Raw genomic sequence first — 23,986 nt, 5'->3', positions numbered from 1 at the left:
TTTAACTTATCAAACTAGCACAAAATAAGGGTAATTGTATGATTTTTATATAATTACCCTTTTTTGTTTCTCAAAATCTAACAAAACACTACAAATTTAAGGTGAGTTAATTGTGAGCTTTTTTTAAATAATCCTGAATTCACAAAAACAAAACTGATAATGGCCCCCTAGCAAAACACTTAAAGCCTTCTAATCCACAATTGCCAATAATTATCTGAGTGTAAAATCGAAAGCCTATCTCCTCTAAACAAATATTGAGCTATAAACTTTTAAAATAAATATCAGTTCATAATATTTTAAAATGCATATATTAACTCAAGTTTTACAGCGTTAGCTTTAGAAATACCCTGGTGAAGAAATTTAATAGAAAAATATAATTGTTTGAAATCTTATTGATTTTAATATTTAGAAAAGTTACTCGATGAATGTAGGTTTATTAAGTTCATTTTTTAAAGCACGTACAGATGTGTTCGCCATACATTGGCAAAAAAATAAGAGGAGTGGGTATATGCCTGCTTATAGTTATGACCCTTATATGTATCGACTTCATAAAATAAAAGGAGGATCATTTAAAGATTATAAAGATAAAACCTATCAAAATCTAAGTACTTATCAAATTGAAAAACATCTTCTTGGCAAACAATTAATAGGTATCTATCCCTTACTGAAAGACAATACTTCCTGGTTTATTGCTGCCGATTTTGATAAACAAAACTGGGCTGAAGAATGTCGGAAATTAATTGAGGTTTGTGCTGAAAACGATATTTCTGCATACTTAGAAAGATCCCGTTCTGGTAACGGAGGTCACATATGGATATTTTTCGAACAGGCCTACCCGGCATATAAAAGTAGAAAAGTAATCATTAAATTAATGGAGAAGGCTGGTCTGTTTTCTATTTTTGAGAAAAACTCCAGTTTTGATAGATTGTTTCCAAATCAAGACTATCACAACGGCAAAGGACTTGGGAACCTTATTGCGTTACCGTTTTACAAACCAGCGGTTGAGAAGGGAAACAGTTGTTTTGTTGATCCGTCCGATGCCGAATTAAAAACTTATAAAGATCAGGAAAAATTCTTATCTGAAGTTAAGAAAACCTCTATTGACCAACTTAATCAATTATACGACTCATTTGGTTCTGAATCAGAAAAGAATTCAGATATCAAAAACCCTTCGACAAAACTTGAAATAAACCTGAGCAATATTTTGCATTTAAATAAATCTGGAATAAATGCAACGCTTACTAACTTTCTAAAAGAAGAACTTAATTTTGCTAATTCAGAATTCTTTCTTAAAAAGAAGTTGGGAAAAAACACCTGGAAAACAAAGCCTTATTTCAATTGTGTAGAAGATACCGAAAAGGAAATAATCTTACCTCGTGGATTCGTTGGAAAGCTTATTCGGTTTTGCAAAAATCAAAAGTTGAATTATAATTTTAATGATAAAAGGAAGAAAAAGACTTTCGTAAATCTTAACTGCGAAGTCAAGCTTCGGGCGCACCAGGAATTGGCTATTAAAGCAGCAGCTAGGAAAGACTTCGGAATTATTTCAGCACCACCAGGTTCAGGAAAAACCATTATAGGTTTGAAAATTATTTCAGAAAAAAGGCAGCCGGCCCTTATAGTTGTTCATCGAAGACAATTAATGGAACAATGGATAGAACGCATTCAGACTTTCTTTGGTGTTCCAAAAAATGAAATTGGAAAAATAGGACAGGGAAAAACCAAATTGGGAAAAAAGATTAATGTTGCTATGATTCAAAGTTTGGGGAAATATATTGAAAAACAAGAAGAAGGAGAAGAACTTACCCAGCGTTTTGGCACGCTGATAGTTGATGAGTGCCATCATATTCCGGCAAAAACATACCGAAATACAATATCAAAATTTTCATCATATTATCAATATGGGCTTACCGCCACTCCCTTTCGTAAAGGAAATGATGAAAAGTTGCTCTTTGCATATCTGGGAGAAAAAATTGCAGTGATTAAACCTAATGATATAGAGGAATACAAGCACCCTAGAATTGTGATAAGAAATACTTCACTTGATATTCCGTTTAATTCGAAGACAGATACATTCGAAACTTTATCTAAAATCCTTATACACGATTCAGCAAGAAATAGTTTAATCTTAAAAGATGTAGAAACCGAACTAAAACTAGGCAAAAAGGTGGTTATCATCACAGAGCGAAAAGAACATATTGACACCTTAAACCAATACCTAAAACAATCCTATGATACGGTAGCTCTGAGTGGAGAAAATTCAGAGGCTAATCGTAAAGCTAAATGGAAAATATTGAATAGAGGTGATTATCAAATATTAATTACTACTGGTCAGTTTTTTGGGGAGGGAAGTGATCTTCAAAATGCCTCAAGTCTTTTCCTCGCCTATCCTTTCTCATTCAAAGGAAAATTGATTCAATATATAGGCAGGGTGCAACGTTCTGAACTTACTCCTGTGATTTATGATTACCGAGATTATAAAATAGATTATTTGAATCGGTTGTTTCTTAAAAGAAATAAGCATTACAGGAATTTCGATAAGCAGGCAACTTTGTTTGATGATAACTTACAAACTATAGCTTCCTCTCAACTATTAACAATCGATAAAAAAGTTAAGATAAAAATAGCTCATCTTGATTTCCGGTATGGCGCGGTTGCTTTTGAATATCACATTTCAAATAAAGATGAACCAATAGAATTTGAAATTGAAAATAACGAGCTACGGCCAGAATTTGATGTTCTGAAACCCTACTTTTCCAGGGTATTAAAACAAAAGTATATCGAAGTTGAAATTTATGCTGAATACGAAAATGAAAGTTTGGTTGCCCAATCTGCTTATTCAAAAGACATAGAGCTTATTGATCAGGAACTTATTAAAAGCGTAAGATTTCGTTTCGTGGAGAAAGATATTTTAAGAAAACCACCCTCAAATTTAAAGAATGGAAACCTCACAGATTTAAAAAGCCTATTGAGATCAAATAATATATCATTTTATAATTCTGAAGAAAATTTAATCAACGACCTCCTAAAAACCAAAGATGTTAAACATTACCGTCAAATAAAGTACCTGGCTTCAAGGCATAAAAAGGAAATTTTAAAACTTCGGTTTGTATTACAGCCTTTTTCATTTGTATTTCTTATTTCGGGCGAGAAGGCGTATCATATCGTTTTAGAAACTTTAAATACGGAAGAGGCAACTTATATTTGGCATTTAGATAAATCTATTGATCGTTTAAAGCAACATATCAATATGGTCGATAAAGATTTAGGCGAAATAAGAAATGACGGAAGACAGAAATTTTTAGCAAACACAGGAAGTAATTTCAGCAGAATTATTCACGATTATTCCAATGAGCGGAAAGGTTTTATTATTTGGAAAAGCGCATTAGAAGAAAGACTTTTCTAAGAATTAAAATATCGAATAAAGGAAAATATCCTTCTTAAGCTTTAGGAACTGTATCTTTCAAATTAATCGGCTAATTTTAAACTTTTAAAATCACCAACCGGCAACAAGTATAATTCAAAATAAGATTTGTTATGAATTCAGGAAGAATTTGCGTCACTTGCGGGACTAAATATCCCGAAAATTTTACAGGAAATACCTGTATTATTTGCGAGGACGACCGGCAGTATGTTCCACAAACGGGACAGGAATGGACAGATGACAAAAACCTGCTGCGACATCACAGTATTAAAATCAGGAAAATTAAAGATAAACTTTATGAGTTTATAATCAATCCCAATTTCGCGATAGGACAGAGAGCTTTGCTAATTTTATCGGAACGGGGTAATGTTCTATGGGATTGCATCTCTATGCTCGATGAAGCCGCACAAACTTTTATACAACAAAAAGGTGGTTTAAAAGCCATAATAATATCTCATCCCCACTATTATTCTAATATGCAAGCCTGGGCAGATGCTTTTAACTGTCCTATTTATCTTCACGAAAAGGATGAAAAATGGGTAGTTAACAAAAGTGAAAAGATTAGGTATTGGCAGGGAGAAACATACCAATTATGGGATGGTATGAGAATTCTAAAAATTGGTGGACATTTTCCCGCCTGTTCTGTATTATTGGTGCCAAAACTTTCAAAAACGGCTGCACTTCTTTGTGGTGACACTTTTTCTATCGCGCCAAGTATGCAGCATATTGCCGTGATGTATAGCTATCCCAATAAAATACCGCTATCTATTGCTGAAGTTGCCAGAATAAAAAAATCATGGAACTCGTGGAATTCGATGAGATTTACGGTTTCTGGAGCTCCCAAAACATTACGAAAAATGCCAAAAAAATTTTAATGGATTCCCTTAATCGCTATTCCTGAATTAATTATTATTAAAATAACTCACCCACTGCCAACTGCGTACTGAGACTGCCTACTGAAACAACTAATTCCAACGAAACTTTGCACCCAATACAAACCAGCGTGACGGCATAGGAACAGCGCCGGCTTCTTTATATTCAGCATCAAATAAATTAGTGGCTTCGGTATAGATCGTAAATTTTTGCAGCTGGTAATTTAAGCGTAAATCGGTAATATTATAAGCATCGGCAAATTCCCGTCGCAATAACCTGTTTTTAAGCTGAAAGGAAAAGTTCTTCTTTCGATAATGGATTCCCGCAATAAATTGGTGTTTTAACGACTCCAAAGTATATTTAGATTGGATATCATCTGAAGCTTCAAACGACGGGCTCATATAATTATAACTTGCAGAATAGCCGATAGCCTGTTGTTGTCCCAAATTAAAATCCTGTTGCACCCTTGCATAAATGCCGTGCACTTTATTCTTTCCAAAGTTTACTGGCGAATAAGGCGTAGCAGGATCGGCCCTCACCCAGTCAATAAAATGGGTAATATTCCGATAAAAATATCCTGCTTTAAACCTAAAACTCCTCTTTTTATACTCCATATTAGCTTCATAACTCCACGCATTTTCCGGTTCAAGGGATTCATTTCCAACATTACCGGGACGTTGATCCAGGTATAAATCTGTAAAGGACGGAATTCGTTGCCCGGAACCAATATTCATGGCAATTTTCCATTGCTTATTTACAAGATAGGCCACGTCGAGGCCGGGATACAACTGCCAGCCAAAAGCTGTATTATAATTAGCATAAACACCCAGCGTACCGCGAATCTTTTCGCCCAGGCCGCTTTTTAATTCGGCATAAGCCCCGTGGTTATTACGATTGTGCTCACCTATATTAGAGCTATTAATTTTTTCCAATCGCGATTCCCAGCCAAAACCAAAAGTTCCTATCCCTGTTTTAAGGCTGGAATTCAATTCTAACATTAGTGCATTTGTATAATGCAAAGACCTTCCTTTACTTAAATCATCTTTGTAAAAACGATAATCATCTTCCCCATAACGATCACTTATTCTGGGGGCAAGGGTGAAATCACCCCAGGTATGTTTTGAAGAGATACTAAATACAGAAGACTCAACAATTTCTTCGGAATTAACATCATTGGGGGCCGCATAAAAACCATTAGCCCCAAATCTACTTTTCGCATATCCCGCCAGTGCCGTTATGCTATTATTATCATTAAACCGATAATTACCATTATAAAATAACCGGGTATTCTTTGCTGCTGAATTATATCGCTGCCCGTTGTAATTGCTATGAGAAAACGATAAAAGCTGACTTTGGCTGGACGTGCCAAAAATCCCGGTAACTTCACCAGCACCGCCACCATAAATCCCTGAACCATCACCTTCTTCCTTGCTTTTAAATGAACTTGCAGCCTGAACATCTGCAACCACAGAGGATTTTCTATCTTTTTTAGTCACAATATTCACCGCACCCGTAAGCGCATTAATACCATAAATCCTCGCTGCTGCGCCTCTTAGTACTTCAATGTGATCTATCGCACTTAAAGGCACCGGGATGTTCATCATATTATGTGCGGTTTGCGCATCTAGCATTTTTATACCATTCACCAACACCAAAGTTTGCTCTGAAGTTCCGCCATCTATTGAGATATCGGTTTGTGTTCCAAACGGGCCACGTTGCCTAATATCTACTCCATTTATATAGGACAAAACTTCATTGAGCGATCTAACAGGTAAAGCTGCAATTTGTTCCTGGGTAATTACCTGGATATCACGGGAGCTTTGATTAAAAGGTGTATCCAGTCGGTTTCCCTTTATAATTACCTGTTCCAGGTTATGCCGGTTTGCATCGAGCTTGGGAAGACTGTCTTTTTGCTGTGCTATTCCGGTTGTGAGTGTGATTAAGCTAATAATATTTAATAACCGTTTCATAACTTATATTCTTACTATTCTAATTTCTGTGCAAATATTCATATAAAATTAGTATTTTTGGTAGTCCGATTTATAAATAATGAGTAGTCCGGTTGATCCAGATTGTTCATGAAAATTACTAAAAGGTCCAAAGCGATTAAGTTCAACTATCCCGAGAATACGGGATTGATATTCAAAAATGAGTTTCCCTAATTCGGGATTAATCCGCAATAAAAAGCACTTCTCATCAATGACGTTAACTATGGGAATTAATATTCCTTTTCCATCTTTTATCCATATAGATCGCCGAAAGAAAGAACCGGTATATATGCAAATTGTTTATCAATTTATTAACGCGGTAAGAAGCAGGGTTTTAGAAAGTGGTGACCAACTTCCAGGTAGCAGGATAATCGCAAAAGAATTAAAGCTACATAGAAAAACAATTGTTGCAGCCCTGGCCGAGCTACAGGAACAGGGCTGGATAAATACCCGCCCTAATATTGGAGTTTTTATCGCTAATCCTGAAGTTTCAGCCGTTCGGAATGAAGTTTTTCAACAACCTCCCCAAAAAGCTACTTATAACTTTAGAAAAGAGTTTATTTTAGACAGTCCTTCCGAAGAAAATATTTCCAGCTATTCTTTTACCGACGGCACCGCAGACTACCGCATTGTAAAACCTGAAGAACTGGTTCGTTTTTACGCTTCAGTATTAAAAAGAAAAAAACAAACCGGAGTATTATTGAATTCCACAAAAGATAAGGTGTTTTTTAAAGATCAATTAAGTTATTATCTCAATATCACCAGGGGATTTCACCTCTCCAGGAAGTTTCTACTGCCCATAGCGGGTATGGAGCAGGCACTATCTATCCTTGCGCGTTTATTGATAAATAGCGGGGATATCGTTCTGGTGGAAGAACTTAGTTATTTTTTGCCAAATATGGTTCTTGGTCAGGCTGGTGCCAGGATAAAAACCATTCCTGTAGATGAAAACGGGATGAATATAGATTTCATAGAAGAGAATTTTAAGGCCGGGGAAATAAGGCTGGTGTACCTCAACCCGACTTGTCAATATCCTACAGGCGTTCAACTTTCTGAAACACGAAAAACGCAATTACTGGATTTGGCAGAGCGTTATAATTTTATTGTGATTGAAGATGATACAGATTTTGAGTTCTCATTAACAAAAAACAAACAGGAATCTTTATTTCGAAAAAATGGCGGAAACCGGGTAATCTACCTGGGTAGTTTTGCCAGATTTTTGCTACCGGGATTTCAAATGAATTTTATAATTGCACCAGAGGATCTTTTGCATGAAGCAGCCAAATACTTGAATATCTACGGAAAACCCGATGTGATGATGGAAAAAGCCCTGGGTGAAATTATTCATCAAGGCGATATTCATAGATATCAAAGAAAATCTAAAAAAGTGATTGCTGAAAGAAAAGAACTATTCGCCGGCTTGCTAAAAACTTACTTTAAAGATAAAATAGAATTTGATGTGCCTAAGGCCGGCTTAGCGTTTTGGATTGAATTTAAAGAGTTCTTTCCCTTAACCCGTCTGCAGGAAAAAGCTAAAGAAAAAGATGTCTTTATTCCCGGGATTTGTTTGTATCAAAACAGGCGGTTAACCGCGTTAAGACTGGGTTTTGCCCATTTTAATCAGGCAGAAATGGAAGAAGTAGTAGAGCTACTTGCTGGAGCATATTTTGAGCTGATGGCAAATAGGCCATGCTCAGGAAAAAAATCTTTTACTTAATTTTCGCCAGTGGCTACAAATTGATCGATTCCAAAAAACTCCTTTTCAATATTCCTAATTTAAGAACGCCAAAAGATACGCTAATTTAGAGATTGTATTTTAAAAAGTTTAATTCAGAATACATTTAAAAAAGTAAATTTATTAGGAAGACCTTTTAAAAAGTGGAAGCAAGCTGATTTTTTCCATAAGTGAAATCAGCCGAATCTAATTTTCTTTTAGCTGTAGAGCTTTTAGATGTTGGTCAATTTCCTGCCAAACAAATTCATTTCCACCATCTTTATAAAAAGTTATTTTTTCCGATTTATCTAGAATAATATTTTTTGGATAGGAATTACCAAAAATTTCCCTGGTATCTTCAGAAATAAAAGTGATATCATAATTAAATTGATTATTTTCTAAAAAGGCGTTCACACTCTCTTTTGAATCATCTGTAATTGCAATAAATCGTACATTCTTGTTAGCGTATTTATCAACAAGTTTATTTAAACCTGGGATTTCTTTTCTGCAGGGCGCACACCAAACAGCCCACCAGTTTAATACAATAATATCATCTTTAGAATTATCAAAATCATATTTTTTACCATCAAGATCCTTAAGGGCTATCGCTGGAAACGCATTGCCTTTAGCAAGCGGCATATCTATTGTTATAACTTCTAGTGAATCAGCCAAACGGGATTTATTAATCCAGGAATAAGTGATATTATTATTTAGGGAATCCAACTCCTTAACTCTTAAGGATATTCTATTTGTTGAATTATTAAAATTCATATCGATATCATTTTCCCTAATATCCTTTACATTTTTATTAAAGCTAACAGAGCGAAATTGCTTAATTTGATCATTTGAGGCAAGAGCAATCCAATTTCCTTTTTGTTCACCTTGCGATAGTGAACCAAAGTAAATATTAATCGAATCATTTTTGGTTTCTAAAAGCGCGTGACTTAAAATGTTGAAAGGTAAATCCTTCTCCAGGGGCTTCAGTATTTCAGGAAAACCATTCTGCAATTCCGCAGTTTTATAAAAATCCTTTTTATTCTGCTGACATCCTACGAGTGCCATTCCCAGAAATATGGTAATTAATAATTTAAGCTGAAGCATTTTGCGAGGTTTGATTTGTTAGCGGCAGTTGGACTCAAACTTACTACTAATTTTAAATACTAAAAAATAACTTTATGATTCTATTTTGAAAAATTTTCGATTTAAACTAATATTTCTTTAACAGTTTAACTGAAATCCCACACTATTTTCTATGGGATTGTTATTTCGCATGTGCAGTTATTTCAATCATTTTTATATGCATTATCGGCGTTGAAATTCTAACAATTTCCATTATTTTATTCTCAATTTTCTTAAAAAAAGACAGCTAAATTTTTCAAAGAAAAACTCGATTAGAACTCCAAACTTCTTCAAAACCATAATCCTATTGAAATCATAAATCTTCCTTTTTAACCCTAAAATACTTCGAAAATAAATATATTGCTACGTTTACAGCTAAATTTTAGCAAAACACTGAACAAACAGACCTATGCGTAAGACTTTAATTACTATCCTAAAGGAGCTTAAAAGAATCCTATCGGTTTATTTAGAGAAATACGATCAAAAATTGCCGTATATCATTACCTGCATTATTGCCTTAATTATTTTTATTGGCGGTTTTAACCTTTTTATTGAACTTACCGAACACCTAAAATCTGAAACGCTGGCAACCTACGATTCCCGTATTAGTGACCTGGTGGTAAATTATCGCTCCCCGGGCTGGACCAAGTATTTTGTATTTGTAACCAATGTTGGGGATACCTGGGGTTATGCCATTGTTTTTACACTTTGCTCCCTCCTCTTTTACTGGATTTTTAAAAGCTGGAAATACTTCCTGCAAATATGCCTGGTGATGGTATTGGCTTTGGGTTCTAATATTTTGCTGAAAAAAATTATAAACAGGGCCAGACCCGAAGCCGAACATTTAGTAAGCGTAGAAACTTTAAGTTATCCCAGCGGACACGCCATGACAGCGATGGCATTTTACGGCTTTCTAATTTATCTCGTTACCCAGTTTCCACTGCGAAAAACATTAAAATCCCTAATCATTGCCGTGTTGGTTCTATTGATTTTAAGCATAGGAATTAGCAGAATTTACCTGGGAGTACACTTTCCTTCCGACATCGCAGGTGGTTATATCGCCGGATTGATCTGGGTGGTTTTTTGCATCATTATATTTAATTTAATGACTATTTTCAAGAGAGATCCTACCATATAAATTTGTTATAGGTTAGATTTTTCTATTAAAATAACGTAGTCACATCAAACTATTTTTTATCTTAGTTTTAAGTATTTCATATTTCTCATTAATTTATTCAATTTAAAGTAGTCTGTGGTACTACTAAATAGTCTGAAGCAAATAAGAAGAGAAATACGTATATAAATAACAACCAAAGGCAGAAATAAAAATTTTTCAAGAATAAATATCTATCAATGAAACCAGCAGGATGCTGGACGCAAATAATTAGCAACACACAACTTGTTCCCATTAATTCAATTCGGGAGGGAGATAATTTTATTCTTGTGACAAATTCCCACATTGGGATTAAAATTATAAACAGATGAAAAGACAATTTTTAATACCTGCATTAGTACTATTTTTTATCGCTTGTGGCGACAGCGAGAAGAATAAAGATACTGCCAGGGCAACACCAGATAAGGAAACCGAACAGGAAACCAATCCCATACCGGCGGAACAACCAGAAGCAGTTCTACCAGAAAAAACTTATGAACACGAGGTTGTGGCCGGTGACATCACTATTCCCTGGGGCTTCGATTTTTTGCCAGACGAAAGCATGCTAGTTACTGAAAGGAACGGAAAAATCTATCATATAAAAGAGGGAAAGAAACAAGAGGTTACCGGGGCTCCAGAAATTTACAATCAGGGGCAGGGTGGTTTGCTCGATCTTGCAGTTGCCCCAAATTTTGCTGAAAATTCCTGGGTGTATATTACTTATGCCTCTTCAAAAGGTGAAGAGGAAGGTGGCAACACGGCCTTAATGCGTGCCAAATTTAAAGACGGGGAACTCACCAACCGAGAAGATCTTTATAAAGCTGAACCCAATACCACCAAAGGACAGCATTTTGGCTCTAGAATTGTTTTTGACAACAAGGGCCATTTATTTTTTAGTATTGGTGACCGCGGTAGCCGGGATGTAAATCCCCAGGACATTACCCGAGACGGCGGGAAAGTTTACCGACTTAATTTAGACGGAAGCATTCCAGAAGACAATCCTTTTGTTGGGGAAGAAAACGCCAAAGAAGCGATCTATTCCTACGGTCATAGGAATCCGCAGGGGATGATTTTTAATGATGGTGAAGTTTGGGTAAATGAGCACGGGCCCAAAGGCGGTGACGAGATTAATATTGTAAAACCGGGAAAAAATTATGGTTGGCCAGAAGTAACCTATGGTGAAAATTATGACGGCACCACAATCACGGAAGAAAGAACGGGACCAAAATTCACGAACCCTCTTACCTACTGGGTTCCATCCATCGCACCCAGTGGTTTTGAAAAAGTGACTTCAAATAAATATCCTGAACTAAAAGATGGATTTTTAGTTGGTTCGCTTAAATTTCAGTACTTAGAATTTTTAAAAATTGACGGTAATAAAGTAACAAAACGAGAAAAATTACTGGACGGCCTGGGGAGAGTTCGTGACGTTCAGCAAGGCCCTAACGGTTTTATCTATGTGGCTGTAGAAGGTACGGGAGTGGTAAAGCTACTGCCGCATGAGGAGCAGTAATTTGTCTTCCAATAATTTTTCAGCAATAAAAGTCGATATTTACATATTTTTTGAAGCAAATATTTAAATTTGCGCCAAAATTTTTAAGATGCTTATAATAGGAATTGCCGGGGGGACCGGAAGCGGGAAAACCACCGTGGTAAATCAAATTATTGAAGAGCTAAAGAACCAGGAAGTAGTTGTTATCTCCCAGGATTCTTATTATCAAGACCTTAGTCATCTCGCTTTCGAGGAGCGTGTAAAAACCAATTTTGATCATCCAAAATCTATAGATTTTGATCTTTTGGTATCGCATCTTAAGCAGCTTAAGGCGGGAAATACCGTTCAGCAACCGGTTTATAGCTTTAAAGAGCACAATAGAACCGAAGAAAAAATTAAGATCGCCCCTCGAAAAGTGGTGATTGTAGAAGGCATCCTTATTCTCACCCACCCCGATATTAGAGAAATGTTCGATATTAAAATCTATGTGCACGCCGATAGTGATGAACGTTTAATTAGAAGGCTAAAACGCGACATAAACGATCGTGGAAGAGATCTGGACGAAGTTTTATGGCGCTATCAAACCACCTTAAAACCTATGCACCAACAATTTATAGAACCTACTAAAGAGTTTGCCGATATCATAATTCCTACCAATCGGTACAATACAGTGGCTGTTGATATCGTTCAAACCATAATTAAAGATCGTTTGGACTAATTTTGTACCTTTAAAAAACGAAGTTGTTTTAAACAAATTACTTCGAGCTAAGCGACGAGCTGCTGAATAAAAAATTATTTGAGTTTTCATACATCTTTAATTTATCGATGGCAAATCTCGATTATCGAGTGATAAGTATATCCTTATTTGTTCATCTTTAATCGAAAAAGCTTTATAAATTTATAATTGTGAATTTAAGCTTATTTATTGCAACCTAATTTCAGAAATTTGCAACCGTGAATTTAAAAGAACTAAAACAAAAGCAGTGGTTTAAAATTGTTAGCAATAAATATGTGCTACTAAGCCTTATTTTTGCCGGTTGGATGTTTTTCCTGGATAGCAATTCCTGGTTTGTGCACCACGAATTAGATGAGGAAATTGAGGAATTGGAGAACAACCGCACCTACTATAAAACGGAAATCACAAAAGATAAAGCTACGTTAAATCAATTGCAGGATTCTGTAGAAATTGAAAAATTTGCGCGGCAACAATATTATATGAAACGTCCCGATGAAGAAATTTTCATCATTGAATATGACACTATTCGGGAATAGTAATCATAATAAACTACCTCGGGATGAGCCACGAGGTTTTATATAAAAGAAATATTTGATTTTGAGGTATCCTAATATCTATTGGAACTATTCTCAATTATCGAGTAAAAAACGATCTTATGAAATCATCTTTATTTCAGGAATTTAACGAAGTTTCTGCTAAGGAGTGGAAACAAAAAATACAGGTTGATCTAAAAGGAGCGGACTACAATGAAAAGCTTATCTATAATTCCTTAGACGGCATCGCGGTAAAACCTTTTTATCATCTAGAAGACCTAAAAGAAAGCGTGACCACGCCGTCGCCCAAAGATTGGAATATTTGTGAACGCTTTTTTGTAGGCTCGGTAGAAAAAACCAATCATTTAGCTTTAAAGGCGCTGGAAAAAGGCACAGAAAGTCTTTGGTTTATAATTCCCAATGAAGAAGTAGTTCCAGATACACTCTTTAAAAATATCCCGCTTGAAAAAACGATAATCTATCTGGACTTTAATTTTCTATCTGAAGCTTATTTCAAACGTTTGCGAGATTATTTGAAGAATAAAAAACACCAGGTTTTTCTACAAATTGATATCATTGGTAACCTGGCTCGCTCTGGTAACTGGTTTTACAATCTTAAGAAAGATCACGAAATTCTGGACACTATTTTCGCAAATCAAAATGAGTTTAATTCGGTTGTAAGTATAGATAGCAGGCTTTATCAAAATGCCGGGGCAACAATTCCGCAGCAACTGGCATACTCCCTGGCGCACGCCAATGAGTATTTAAATCATTTACAGGAGAAGCCAAACTTTAAAGACATTCAGCTTCAGTTTCTTACGGCTTCGGGGGCAAATTATTTCTTTGAAATTGCCAAGATCAAGGCTCTTAGATGGTTGTTTGCCAGTTTGGCTTCAACATATAAAATTCCTGGAAACTGTCATATTTTAGCGCAACCTACAAAACGAAATAAAACGCTTTACGATTATAATGTGAATTTGTTGCGCACCACAACCGAGAGTATGAGCGCTATTTTGGGCGGTGCCAATTCGATTTTCAATATGCCTTATGATGCGATTTATCATAAAAACAACAAATTTGGGGATCGCATTGCCCGCAATCAACTTTTAGTTTTAAAGCACGAGGCTTATTTTGGTAAGGTTTCCAATGCTGCGGAAGGAGCATATTATATTGAAAACCTCACCAGGCAATTTGCTGAAGCCGCGTTGGATATTTTTAAAGAGATCGAAAAAAATGGGGGATTTCTAACACAATTAAAAGAAGGCGTAATACAGCGAAAGATTAAAGAAAGTGCCCAAAAAGAACAGGAACAATTTGATAATGGCGAACTGGTTTTGGTGGGCACCAATAAGTTTGAAAATGAGCAGGATAAAATGAAAGATGAGTTGGAGCTTTATCCTTTTTTAAAACAAAATCCCAGAAAAACGCTGCTGGAACCTATCCTGGAAAAACGACTTAGCGAAAGCCTTGAGCAGGAACGCTTAAAACAGGAAAAAGCCGATTAATTTTTTCAAAAGACCAGACTATGCAACGAAAAGAACTTCAGGATTTAGAATTGATAAAGCCGCAATTAGGAAAACGGCCAACAGACGAAGCTTTTGAAACTCCCGAGGAAATTAATTTAAAAGCTTCCTATACAAAAGAGGATATTAAAGATTTAAAGCATCTAAATTTTGCAGCGGGAATTCCGCCATATTTGCGTGGCCCATATAGCACTATGTACGTGCGGCGACCCTGGACCATTAGGCAATACGCGGGATTTTCCACAGCTGAAGAAAGCAATGCTTTTTACCGAAGAAACCTCGCAGCCGGTCAAAAAGGACTATCGGTCGCTTTCGATCTTCCCACGCATCGGGGTTACGACAGCGATCACGATCGCGTTGTTGGCGATGTGGGAAAAGCGGGGGTCGCCATAGATTCAGTAGAAGATATGAAGATCCTTTTCGATCAGATTCCATTAGATAAAATGTCTGTTTCTATGACCATGAATGGAGCTGTTCTACCCATTATGGCTTTTTATATTGTCGCTGCGGAAGAACAGGGTGTAAAACCCGAACAACTTTCCGGAACTATTCAGAATGATATTTTAAAGGAATTTATGGTGCGGAATACCTACATCTACCCACCTACTCCATCTATGAAAATCATTTCAGACATTTTTGAATTTACTTCTCAAAAAATGCCGAAATTCAATAGCATTAGTATTTCCGGTTATCATATGCAGGAAGCCGGTGCCACCTGCGACATTGAGCTGGCCTACACCCTGGCCGATGGCCTGGAATATATTCGGGAAGGTTTAAATGCGGGAATGGAGATTGATAGTTTTGCTCCCCGACTCTCCTTTTTTTGGGGAATTGGAATGAACCATTTTATGGAAATTGCCAAAATGCGGGCGGCGAGAATGCTTTGGGCTAAACTGGTAAAGCAATTTAATCCTAAAAACCCAAAATCACTTTCCTTAAGAACCCATTCCCAAACCAGCGGCTGGAGTTTAACCGAACAGGATCCATTTAATAATGTAGCACGTACCTCTATTGAAGCAGCAGCGGCAGCTTTTGGGGGCACACAAAGTTTGCATACCAACGCTCTGGACGAAGCTATTGCGCTACCTACAGATTTTTCGGCACGCATAGCGAGAAATACACAGCTACACTTACAAGAGGAAACAAAAATCACCAAAACCGTAGATCCCTGGGCCGGTAGTTTTTATGTAGAAAAACTCACCGATGAAATTGCCGAAAAAGCCTGGAAACTCATTGAAGAAGTAGAAGAGCTTGGCGGAATGACCAAAGCGATAGAAAAAGGCATTCCAAAATTGCGCATAGAGGAAGCTTCAGCAAAAAAACAAGCCCGAATTGATAGCGAAACAGATATTATTGTAGGGAATAATAAATATCGACTGGAAAAAGAAGACGAATTGGTTACCTTAGAAGTCGATAACAAAACGGTTAGAACACAGCAAATAGAAAGGCTAAAAAGAATACGTGACAAAAGAGATACCAAAAAAGTAAATAAAGCTTTAAAAGACCTAAAAGATTGTGCTGAAAGTGAAAACGGAAACTTGCTTGGTTTAGCAGTAGAAGCTGCCAGACACAGGGCAACATTGGGTGAAATTAGCGATGCCCTGGAAAAAGTTTACGGTCGTTATAGAGCAAAAATTCAAACTTTTAGCGGGGTTTATTCAAAAGAAATGAAAGACAATACTTCTTTTCAAAAAGCCTGTGACCTTGCCGATAAATTTGCGGAACAGGACGGAAGAAGGCCCAGGATTATGATCGCCAAAATGGGCCAGGATGGCCATGATCGCGGCGCGAAGGTAATAGCAACGGGATATGCCGACCTGGGATTTGATGTAGATATTGGTCCGCTTTTTCAAACCCCAAAGGAAGCTGCAAAACAAGCGGCAGAAAACGATGTTCATATTCTTGGGGTTTCTTCCCTTGCAGCGGGACATAAAACCCTGGTACCACAAGTACTGGAAGAATTGAAAAACCTGGGACGTGAAGATATTATGGTAATTGTAGGCGGTGTGATCCCGTCACAGGATTATCAATATCTATACGATGCAGGAGCCATCGCCGTTTTTGGCCCCGGAACTAAAATTAGCGACGCAGCAATAGAGCTGCTGGAGATTTTGATTCAATGAGTTTTCTCAGTTGGCAGTTGCAGTATTCAGTGAGCAGTGAGCAGTTGGCAGTCTCAGTTGGCAGTAGGCGGTGAATAACAAAAGCTTTGAAATAATGTAAAATATCAATTGTATCATGTATCTTTTGGCAGGTTGATGATTTAGAGTGTTAAATAATAATGCTTTTATAAAAACAACGTGCACAAAAATCAAATACTAAAAGTCACACACTAAACTAATAAAAGATTGCCGCGCTCCTGCGTCGCTCGCAATGACAAAACCAAAACTTACAACTGATAACTGACTGACAACAGATAACCGACAACTGATAAAAACTATGGACTACACAGAAAAAATGCTTCGAGACGACGCCTTAAAAGGAAAAAACATCATTGTAACCGGTGGCGGCAGCGGACTGGGGAAAGCAATGAGTAAATACTTTATGGAACTTGGTGCCAAAGTTGCCATAACGTCACGAAATCTAGAGAAACTTCAGAATACTGCTAAAGACCTGGAAGAGGCTACCAACGGAACCTGTTTTGCAGTACAGTGTGATGTGAGGCACTACGAACAGGTGGAACAAATGCGTGACCAGGTAATTCAAGAATTTGGCAGTGTGGATATTCTTCTTAACAATGCCGCAGGAAATTTCATCTCGCCTACCGAACGTTTAAGCGCTAATGCTTTTGATACTATTATTGATATTGTTTTAAAAGGCAGCAAAAACTGTACGATGGCATTGGGCAAGCACTGGATTGATAATGATGAGAAAGAAAAAAATGTTTTAAATATTGTTACTACCTATGCCTGGACGGGTTCGGCTTATGTAGTTCCCAGTGCCACAGCAAAAGCAGGAGTCCTTGCGATGACGCGCTCCCTGGCTGTGGAATGGGCAAAATATGGAATTAGATTTAACGCTATTGCTCCGGGGCCTTTTCCTACCAAAGGTGCCTGGGATAGACTGCTACCGGGAGATTTAAAAGACAAGTTTGACCTTGCTAAAAAAGTTCCCTTAAAACGTGTGGGCGAACACCAGGAATTAGCGAATTTGGCAGCCTATTTAGTTTCAGATTTTTCGGCTTATGTGAATGGTGAAGTTATTACCATAGACGGCGGGGAATGGCTAAAAGGTGCCGGACAATTTAATTTACTGGAGGCAATTCCCGAAGAAATGTGGGATCAATTGGAAGCAATGATCAAAGCTAAGAAAGGCGATTGATTTTTTGATTCAGTATGAGAAAAGCCACAAAGACTTTAAAACATCAAGAAAAACTCCAGGAGCTTCTTTGTGTATATTAGTGGTTTCCAGTTTGGTGACAAAAATTTAGAATCGAAGCTTTTAAAATGGAACGCAGATAACGCTGATTGAAGATGATTAAATATGATTTTCACTCAGTATTTGTCCAGTAAATACTTGTTATGGACTTACTTTGGTTCAATTTGCAAGCAATTTTAAGTTTTCTCATATTTTGTCTATCAAATCTTTACTCTTTTTTCTTTGTTCTTGATTCTATTAACCTCAATTATTCGTGCATTCGTGGCATCTTTTAAAAAACAACATATTCTTTTAAAAAAAACCACAAAGACTTCAAAATTCCCAAAAAACACCGAGTACTTCTTTGTGTATTTTAGTGGTTTCCTGTCTTGGTGGTTAAAAGCAAAAGCCTCGAAATAAAGCTATAGTTATGGACAATTTATGAGGTAAAATTCGGGTAAAAACTCTGTAAAATCGTTTTATATTAAACTCTTTTTATTAAGAAATAAAGTCTCAAATAGCGGGTTTGTATGCAGTTGTATTTTTTATGTATAAGCTGTTAACAAAATCATTTTATAAACCTGTAATAAATTGTATTTTTACCCTTCAAAAATCACTTAGACTTAATGGGTAAAATCATTGCTATTGCCAACCAAAAGGGAGGAGTGGGAAAAACCACTACCTCGGTAAACCTGGCCGCTTCTTTGGGCGTACTTGAAAAGAAAGTATTGTTGATAGATGCAGATCCCCAGGCGAACGCTACTTCGGGACTTGGAATTGATGTGGAAGAGGTAGAATTAGGTACTTATCAACTTTTGGAACATTCGGTACCGGCAGCAGACTGTATTCATAAAACCAATTCTCCAAACCTGGATATCATCCCGGCACATATTGACCTTGTGGCCATTGAAATTGAACTTGTAGATCAGGATTCCAGGGAGTCTATGTTGCGAAAAGTTGTGGAGCCGCTTAAGGAAAAATACGATTATATTCTCATAGATTGCGCCCCGTCTTTAGGCTTGTTGACGCTTAATGCGCTAACAGCTTCAGATGCTGTTGTAATTCCTATCCAGTGTGAATATTTTGCTTTGGAAGGACTGGGGAAATTGCTTAACACGATAAAAAGTGTTCAGAAAATACATAATAATAAACTGGATATTGAAGGTTTATTGCTTACGATGTATGATTCCCGCTTAAGACTTTCCAACCAGGTAGTAGAAGAAGTACAAAAACACTTTGGAGAGATGGTTTTCGATACAATCATTCAACGAAATGTACGTTTAAGTGAGGCCCCAAGTTATGGGGAAAGCATTATTAATTATGATGCGGGTAGTAAAGGAGCCAGCAATTACCTAAGCCTGGCCGAAGAAATTATTAAGAAAAACTCGTAGAAGATGGCGAAGGCAACTAAAAAACAAGCTTTGGGACGTGGACTTTCAGCTTTATTGAAAGACCCTCAAAATGATATACAATCGGCAGAAGATAAGAACGCCGATAAACTAGTGGGACACATTGTTGAACTGGAATTAGATTCTATTGAGGTGAACCCTTTTCAACCCAGGACCAGCTTTAATGAAGACAGCCTTAAAGAGCTGGCTTCTTCCATTAGAGAGCTCGGCGTGATCCAGCCTATTACGGTTAGAAAACTAGACTTCGACAAATATCAATTAGTATCTGGGGAACGGCGTTACCGGGCTTCAAAGTTAGTCGGTTTAAAAACCATACCGGCCTATATTAGAATCGCCAACGACCAGGAGTCGCTGGAAATGGCCCTGGTGGAAAATATACAAAGACAGGATTTAGATCCTATTGAGATCTCTCTTTCTTACCAGCGATTAATAGACGAAATTAACCTTACCCAAGAGCAACTTAGTGAACGGGTGGGAAAAAACAGATCTACGATTGCCAATTATTTACGTTTGCTAAAATTAGATCCTATAATTCAAACCGGCATGCGGGATGGATTTATGAGTATGGGACACGGGCGGGCACTTATTAATATCGCCAATCCCCAGAAGCAGCTGGACATTTATGAAAAAATAATTCAAAAATCACTTTCTGTAAGAGAGACCGAGAAATTGGTAAAGGAAATAAATGAAGGTACCAATGCTTCTAAAACAACTTCAAAAGCAACAGTTCCTAAAACCTACAAAAAAGGCATCAAGGAATTTTCGGAATATCTTGGCGCAAAAGTAGATGTAAAAGTCACCAAGAAAGGATCTGGGAAACTAAGCATCCCTTTTTCTTCCGAAGAAGATTTTATTCGGCTTAAAAAATTAATTCAGGGTGAAGAATAGTCGGCTCTTATTAACATTCTTTCTGTTGTTCTTTGCCTGGACAATTAGTGCACAGCAGCAGGATTCTCTAATGGTTGAAGAACCGGTGGCTCGCGATACTATTTCTAAAGATAAAGACTACAAGCCATACAATGCGCTTGCTCCTGCAAAAGCTGCCTTTTACTCGGCAGTGTTACCGGGATTAGGCCAGGCCTACAATGGCAGGTACTGGAAGATCCCAATAGTTTATGGCGGCCTTGGAGTTGGCATCTATTTTTATATTAAAAACGACGACCAATGGAACCGCTATCGCGATGCCTATAAAGCCAGGCTTGCGGGACGGGAAGATGAGTTTTTGGGTAGGTTATCTACAGACGCATTAATAAGAGCACAGGAAGTTTACAGAAAAAATAAAGAGATATCAATTTTGGTAACGGCAGGAATTTATGTTCTAAATATAATTGACGCCAATGTAGATGCACACTTACAGCAGTTTAATGTAAGTGAAGACCTCACCTTAAAGCCAAATATGAGAATGGATAATTATACGGGAAAATCCCAGTATGGATTATCATTAAATTATAAATTTTAATTATGAAGATTGCACTTTTAGGTTACGGAAAAATGGGGAAGGCTATCGAAGAGATTGCAAAAAACCGTGGTCATGAAATTGTTTTAAAATTAGAAGAGGATATTTCTAATTACGAATTAGAAAAAATGAATATTGATGTCGCCATAGACTTTAGTGTTCCAAAAGCCGCATTTAAAAATATTACTACCTGTTTTAAGAAAAACATTCCGGTGGTTTGTGGTACCACAGGATGGTTAGACGACTATGAAAAAGCGACAAAAATTTGTAAAGAAGAACATAGCGCTTTTATCTACGCCTCTAATTTTAGCGTTGGGGTGAACTTGTTTTTTGAACTGAATAAAAAACTCGCGCAAATGATGAATGGTATGGACGATTATAAAATTGAAATTGAAGAAATTCACCATACTGAAAAACAGGATGCGCCCAGTGGAACCGCAATTAGCCTGGCACAAGATATTATTACAGAAAATGATAGAAAAGAACGCTGGCAATTAGATCACGCTACAGAGAACGAGATTCCTATTATGGCAAAAAGAATTGATGATGTAAATGGCACGCATACGGTTTCTTATAAATCTAATATAGACTCTATTGAAATTATGCACACCGCCCATTCCCGCCAGGGATTTGCCCTGGGAGCTGTATTGGCTGCAGAGTGGATAAAAGACAAAGAAGGTGTTTTCACTATGAAAGATGTTTTGGCCAGTCACCTCTAATATCTTCTTAACCTCATTTATCGAGTAACGTTTTTTAAGTATTGCTACTAATAAGCAAAGCAACAGATTATGACATTTACACAATGGTTTCTATTTTTCCTTCTTGTACAGGTTATTCATTTCGCCGGTACCTGGAAACTTTATAAAAAAGCCGGGAGACAAGCCTGGGAAGCGGCAGTTCCGGTTTATAATGCCGTGATTTTTATGAAAATTATAAATCGTCCCTGGTGGTGGGTAATTTTACTTTTCATCCCTATTGTAAACCTTATCATTATTCCGGTGGTTTGGGTAGAAACTATTAGAAGCTTTGGCCGGCATAGCACTACAGATACTTTGTTGGTGCTGGTTACTTTAGGTTTTTATATTTATTACATCAATTATGCAGTAGATGTAAAATATATTGAAGATCGCAGTTTAAAACCGCGCACCGCTACCGGGGAATGGGTAAGTTCTATTCTATTTGCGGTGATCGCTGCCACCATTGTTCATACTTATGTGATGCAGCCTTTTACCATTCCCACCTCCTCTTTAGAAAAAACCTTATTGGTAGGAGATTTCTTATTTGTAAGTAAATTCCATTATGGAGCGCGACTTCCCAAAACGGCGGTAGCTTTTCCTATGGTTCACGACACCATTCCTGTTTTGGGGGTAAAATCTTATTTAACCAAACCGCAGATTCCTTATTTAAGGTTACCCGGATTTGAAGAAATTGAACGAAACGATATTGTTGTTTTCAACTGGCCGGTAGATACGGTAAACGCTTTTCAGCAATATGGCGACGGGAAATATTATTACAAACCCATAGATAAAAAATCAAATTACGTAAAACGTGCGGTTGGTTTACCGGGCGATTCCCTAAAAGTGGCTGCCGGTAAAGTTATCATTAACGGCAAAGCTTTAGAACTTCCCGGCAGGGCTAAACCCCAATATACTTATTTAGGAGTCACCAACGGGGAAGGTTTTAACCGCAGGTATTTATATGAGGAATTTGATATCACAGATGGTTATTACTACAATCCCAACACCAATCAATTTGCGATAAATGCTTTAACCGAATCGGCGTATAAACGTCTTCAAAACCATCCCAATGTAGCAAAGATAGAGCGCTACTCAGATTCACTAGGCGCTAAAGACCGCAGCATTTTCCCCAATAACGGGAAGTTAAATTGGAACAACGATTATATGGGGCCAATTTATATTCCGAAGGAAGGAAAAACTGTAGAGCTAACTCCCCAGTCCATGCCTTTTTATAAACGCATTATCGAGACTTATGAAGGCAGTGAACTTGGCATTGAAAATAAAATTAGCCTAAATGGCTCCCAGGTGCTCATTAATGGAAAAGCTGCAGACGCCTACACTTTTAAGCAAGATTATTACTGGATGATGGGTGACAACCGTCATAATAGTGAAGACAGCCGTACCTGGGGTTTTGTGCCGGCAAATCACGTGGTAGGAAAACCCGTTTTTATTTGGATGAGCTGGGATGCCAATGCTAATGGATTCTTTAATAAAATTAGATGGGATAGGGTGTTTACCACGGTAAAAGGGGATGCTACGCCTACATCCTACCTACCCTATTTTCTTATAGTTGTGGTGATTGCCGTAGGTTTTAATTACTTTAAAAAACGCAGAAAAGAATCTTAGTGATCTTATGGAGAGTATTTTATTGCATCCCGGTTATTTTGGTCCCATTTCTCAATTTATAGCCTTAGTTAATGCCGATCATGTTTTTTTCGAAAATGAAGATAATTATCAAAAGCAAACCTATCGCAACCGGATGTACATCTATGATTCCAATGGTAAATTATTGCTGAATATTCCTATAAAACACCGTTCGGCGATTACCGGGGAAACGAAAAAAGCCGGAAAACACCAGCTTTATAAAGAGGTGAAAATTGAAAATGACTTTGACTGGCAAACGCAGCATTGGCGTGCTTTAAAAGCTTCTTATCAAACTTCTCCTTTTTTTGAATTTTATGAAGATGAACTATACCCACTGTATCACAAAAAATTTACCCATTTACTCGATTTTAATTACCACTGCTTAGATTTTATTGCTGAAGCGCTTCAGATAGACTTAAATTTTAACAAAACTTCAGAATACATAAGACATCCTGAAGATAAGAAAGACTTGCGCTTTTTAATTAATGCTAAAAGCAAACGGGAGTTCTACTTTGAAAAATACACGCAGGTTTTTGAAGAAAAACACGGCTTTTTAACCAATCTAAGCATTTTGGATCTATTATTTAGCGAAGGCCCCAACACCCTTAGTTTTCTAGAAAAGCAGGAGTTTTAAACCAAAAAACATTCAAAGGAGGGCTTTAAGCTCGTTCATTTTTCGCTCTAATTTCCCTGACTGCCTGCGAACAAGTTGCTCATAATTTCCTATACTTCGACAAAGTTCAGCACAGGTGCTATACAAATTAATCACAGCGTCGTCGTAGAACAAAAAAAGCAACTTCGTTTTAAGTGAAACACTTTAAAATTAAG

Annotated in this window: 18 protein-coding genes; 16 read left to right on the top strand and 2 right to left on the bottom strand. The window is 37.1% G+C overall.

The window, feature by feature from the left end:
- Positions 1 to 421 precede the first annotated feature (421 nt).
- On the top strand, positions 422 to 3,406 hold the full coding sequence (locus BUA71_RS07445; protein WP_072878266.1) for a DEAD/DEAH box helicase: 2,985 nt from the start codon (positions 422 to 424) through the stop codon (positions 3,404 to 3,406).
- A 131-nt stretch (positions 3,407 to 3,537) separates the two neighbouring features.
- Complete coding sequence (locus BUA71_RS07440; protein WP_083572053.1) at positions 3,538 to 4,299, top strand: MBL fold metallo-hydrolase; 762 nt, start codon at positions 3,538 to 3,540, stop codon at positions 4,297 to 4,299.
- A gap of 90 nt (positions 4,300 to 4,389) precedes the next feature.
- On the opposite strand, the gene BUA71_RS07435 is transcribed toward BUA71_RS07440, so the two are convergent.
- Positions 4,390 to 6,267, bottom strand: coding sequence for a TonB-dependent receptor plug domain-containing protein (locus BUA71_RS07435; protein ID WP_072878265.1), 1,878 nt, complete (start codon positions 6,265 to 6,267; stop codon positions 4,390 to 4,392).
- A gap of 241 nt (positions 6,268 to 6,508) precedes the next feature.
- Here BUA71_RS07435 and BUA71_RS07430 point away from each other — a divergent pair, with 241 nt between their 5' ends.
- Positions 6,509 to 8,002 carry an aminotransferase-like domain-containing protein gene (locus tag BUA71_RS07430; protein ID WP_072878264.1) on the top strand — a complete coding sequence of 498 codons (1,494 nt, stop codon included), beginning with the start codon at positions 6,509 to 6,511 and terminating at the stop codon, positions 8,000 to 8,002.
- A gap of 204 nt (positions 8,003 to 8,206) precedes the next feature.
- Here BUA71_RS07430 and BUA71_RS07425 read toward each other — a convergent pair whose 3' ends face one another.
- On the bottom strand, positions 8,207 to 9,100 hold the full coding sequence (locus BUA71_RS07425; RefSeq protein ID WP_072878262.1) for a TlpA family protein disulfide reductase: 894 nt from the start codon (positions 9,098 to 9,100) through the stop codon (positions 8,207 to 8,209).
- A gap of 427 nt (positions 9,101 to 9,527) precedes the next feature.
- Here BUA71_RS07425 and BUA71_RS07420 point away from each other — a divergent pair, with 427 nt between their 5' ends.
- From BUA71_RS07420 to BUA71_RS07360, 13 genes are all read left to right on the top strand, one after another.
- Positions 9,528 to 10,256: a phosphatase PAP2 family protein gene (locus tag BUA71_RS07420; protein ID WP_072878261.1), complete on the top strand. Its 729-nt coding sequence runs from the start codon at positions 9,528 to 9,530 to the stop codon at positions 10,254 to 10,256.
- A 343-nt stretch (positions 10,257 to 10,599) separates the two neighbouring features.
- Positions 10,600 to 11,784, top strand: coding sequence for a PQQ-dependent sugar dehydrogenase (locus BUA71_RS07415; protein ID WP_072878259.1), 1,185 nt, complete (start codon positions 10,600 to 10,602; stop codon positions 11,782 to 11,784).
- 88 nt (positions 11,785 to 11,872) lie between these two features.
- Positions 11,873 to 12,481, top strand: a complete 609-nt coding sequence (gene udk / locus BUA71_RS07410) for a uridine kinase (RefSeq protein ID WP_072878258.1) — start codon at positions 11,873 to 11,875, stop codon at positions 12,479 to 12,481.
- 236 nt (positions 12,482 to 12,717) lie between these two features.
- Positions 12,718 to 13,035, top strand: a complete 318-nt coding sequence (locus tag BUA71_RS07405; protein ID WP_072878257.1) for an FtsB family cell division protein — start codon at positions 12,718 to 12,720, stop codon at positions 13,033 to 13,035.
- A gap of 119 nt (positions 13,036 to 13,154) precedes the next feature.
- Positions 13,155 to 14,537 (top strand): methylmalonyl-CoA mutase subunit beta, encoded by a 1,383-nt coding sequence (locus BUA71_RS07400; RefSeq protein WP_072878255.1) that lies wholly within the window; start codon positions 13,155 to 13,157, stop codon positions 14,535 to 14,537.
- Positions 14,538 to 14,557: 20 nt separating this feature from the next.
- Entirely contained in the window at positions 14,558 to 16,678 is a 2,121-nt protein-coding gene (gene scpA, locus BUA71_RS07395) for a methylmalonyl-CoA mutase (protein WP_072878254.1), read from the top strand.
- Between the two features lie 316 nt (positions 16,679 to 16,994).
- Positions 16,995 to 17,876, top strand: a complete 882-nt coding sequence (locus BUA71_RS07390) for an SDR family oxidoreductase (RefSeq protein WP_072878253.1) — start codon at positions 16,995 to 16,997, stop codon at positions 17,874 to 17,876.
- A gap of 662 nt (positions 17,877 to 18,538) precedes the next feature.
- A complete protein-coding gene (locus BUA71_RS07385) occupies positions 18,539 to 19,303 on the top strand; it encodes a ParA family protein (RefSeq protein WP_072878251.1) in 765 nt (254 codons plus the stop codon).
- A 3-nt stretch (positions 19,304 to 19,306) separates the two neighbouring features.
- Positions 19,307 to 20,209 (top strand): ParB/RepB/Spo0J family partition protein, encoded by a 903-nt coding sequence (locus BUA71_RS07380; RefSeq protein WP_072878249.1) that lies wholly within the window; start codon positions 19,307 to 19,309, stop codon positions 20,207 to 20,209.
- A complete protein-coding gene (locus BUA71_RS07375; RefSeq protein ID WP_072878247.1) occupies positions 20,199 to 20,780 on the top strand; it encodes a DUF5683 domain-containing protein in 582 nt (193 codons plus the stop codon). Before BUA71_RS07380 ends, BUA71_RS07375 begins: the two co-directional genes overlap by 11 nt.
- 2 nt (positions 20,781 to 20,782) lie before the next feature.
- Entirely contained in the window at positions 20,783 to 21,496 is a 714-nt protein-coding gene (dapB, locus tag BUA71_RS07370; RefSeq protein ID WP_072878245.1) for a 4-hydroxy-tetrahydrodipicolinate reductase, read from the top strand.
- 69 nt (positions 21,497 to 21,565) lie between these two features.
- Positions 21,566 to 23,140, top strand: a complete 1,575-nt coding sequence (gene lepB, locus BUA71_RS07365; RefSeq protein WP_072878243.1) for a signal peptidase I — start codon at positions 21,566 to 21,568, stop codon at positions 23,138 to 23,140.
- A 7-nt stretch (positions 23,141 to 23,147) separates the two neighbouring features.
- On the top strand, positions 23,148 to 23,792 hold the full coding sequence (locus BUA71_RS07360) for a WbqC family protein (RefSeq protein ID WP_072878241.1): 645 nt from the start codon (positions 23,148 to 23,150) through the stop codon (positions 23,790 to 23,792).
- Positions 23,793 to 23,986: the final 194 nt, after the last annotated feature.

Origin of the sequence: Salegentibacter echinorum, assembly GCF_900129445.1 — a bacterium.
In the GTDB taxonomy this organism is placed as follows: domain Bacteria; phylum Bacteroidota; class Bacteroidia; order Flavobacteriales; family Flavobacteriaceae; genus Salegentibacter; species Salegentibacter echinorum.
This window is presented reverse-complemented; position numbering and strand designations above follow the sequence as displayed.

Excerpts from the sequence above, each read along its gene's own strand:
- BUA71_RS07445 (WP_072878266.1), top strand. The coding sequence starts at position 422 with ATGAATGTAGGTTTATTAAGTTCATTTTTTAAAGCACGTACAGATGTG.
- BUA71_RS07440 (WP_083572053.1), top strand. The coding sequence starts at position 3,538 with ATGAATTCAGGAAGAATTTGCGTCACTTGCGGGACTAAATATCCCGAA.
- BUA71_RS07435 (WP_072878265.1), bottom strand. The coding sequence starts at position 6,267 with ATGAAACGGTTATTAAATATTATTAGCTTAATCACACTCACAACCGGA.
- BUA71_RS07430 (WP_072878264.1), top strand. The coding sequence starts at position 6,509 with ATGGGAATTAATATTCCTTTTCCATCTTTTATCCATATAGATCGCCGA.
- BUA71_RS07425 (WP_072878262.1), bottom strand. The coding sequence starts at position 9,100 with ATGCTTCAGCTTAAATTATTAATTACCATATTTCTGGGAATGGCACTC.
- BUA71_RS07420 (WP_072878261.1), top strand. The coding sequence starts at position 9,528 with ATGCGTAAGACTTTAATTACTATCCTAAAGGAGCTTAAAAGAATCCTA.
- BUA71_RS07415 (WP_072878259.1), top strand. The coding sequence starts at position 10,600 with ATGAAAAGACAATTTTTAATACCTGCATTAGTACTATTTTTTATCGCT.
- udk (WP_072878258.1), top strand. The coding sequence starts at position 11,873 with ATGCTTATAATAGGAATTGCCGGGGGGACCGGAAGCGGGAAAACCACC.
- BUA71_RS07400 (WP_072878255.1), top strand. The coding sequence starts at position 13,155 with ATGAAATCATCTTTATTTCAGGAATTTAACGAAGTTTCTGCTAAGGAG.
- scpA (WP_072878254.1), top strand. The coding sequence starts at position 14,558 with ATGCAACGAAAAGAACTTCAGGATTTAGAATTGATAAAGCCGCAATTA.
- BUA71_RS07390 (WP_072878253.1), top strand. The coding sequence starts at position 16,995 with ATGGACTACACAGAAAAAATGCTTCGAGACGACGCCTTAAAAGGAAAA.
- BUA71_RS07385 (WP_072878251.1), top strand. The coding sequence starts at position 18,539 with ATGGGTAAAATCATTGCTATTGCCAACCAAAAGGGAGGAGTGGGAAAA.
- BUA71_RS07380 (WP_072878249.1), top strand. The coding sequence starts at position 19,307 with ATGGCGAAGGCAACTAAAAAACAAGCTTTGGGACGTGGACTTTCAGCT.
- dapB (WP_072878245.1), top strand. The coding sequence starts at position 20,783 with ATGAAGATTGCACTTTTAGGTTACGGAAAAATGGGGAAGGCTATCGAA.
- lepB (WP_072878243.1), top strand. The coding sequence starts at position 21,566 with ATGACATTTACACAATGGTTTCTATTTTTCCTTCTTGTACAGGTTATT.
- BUA71_RS07360 (WP_072878241.1), top strand. The coding sequence starts at position 23,148 with ATGGAGAGTATTTTATTGCATCCCGGTTATTTTGGTCCCATTTCTCAA.